The sequence below is a fragment of the Thorsellia kenyensis genome (assembly GCF_042432445.1).
Classification (GTDB): domain Bacteria; phylum Pseudomonadota; class Gammaproteobacteria; order Enterobacterales; family Thorselliaceae; genus Thorsellia; species Thorsellia kenyensis.
This window is the reverse complement of sequence record NZ_JBHLXE010000129.1, coordinates 1-760: the sequence shown is the minus strand read 5'-3', so window position 1 is coordinate 760 and position 760 is coordinate 1. Positions and strand designations below refer to the sequence as shown.

Here is a 760-nt window from a genome sequence, read left to right as displayed (position 1 = left end):
AGAAGATGCGGCAGGCCAAAAATCAGACTTCACGCTGCCTTACTCGTTTAACTACGATGGCACGGCACCGAACAAGCCTGGTTTACCGAACATCATAGATGGAATTGGTGATAGCCAAGGTAAAGTGGCACAAGGCTCAACAATTGATGATGCAAGACCAGTGATGACGGGTCAAGCGGAGTCAGGTGATAGCGTGGTTGAAATATTTGATGCGGGACAGTCTATTGGTTTTGCGACAGTGAACGCAGATGGTAGTTGGTCATACACCTTGAATCTCAAACAGGGCAGTCACAGCATCACTGTTCAAGAGACAGATAAAGCGGGTAACAAATCAGTTAAATCTGATGCATTGAATTTCACTGTAGATACCTCTAAAGTGAACTTAACGGTTGATTACCTTGAAGATAACTTTGGTAATGCGGATGGAAAAACTGTACAAATTTCTAATGGTGGCTTGACGAATGATAAGACACCTGTATTGGTGGGTACAGCGACCCCTGGCTCTGTGATTGAAATATTAGAAGGTGGCATTCCATTAAGTGTGGCCAATCCACCGGTTGCGGATGCGACAGGCCGTTGGACATTCTCTATCCCAACGAATTTCTTGACGGATGGCACACATACGTATCAAATTAAGACCACGAGTAAATCGGGTAATATCACTGAGACTCAATTCAGTGTGACTGTTGATACCTCAGCACCAGATTCAGGTAAGATAGAGAGTATTGAAGATACCGTTCCACCGAGCTTAGGTTTCCTT

1 protein-coding gene is annotated in these 760 nt (G+C 44.5%); it reads left to right on the top strand.

From position 1 onward, the window contains the following. Positions 1-760: Ig-like domain-containing protein (locus tag ACFFIT_RS13285; protein WP_385878417.1), on the top strand; the 760-nt coding region annotated here is incomplete at both ends.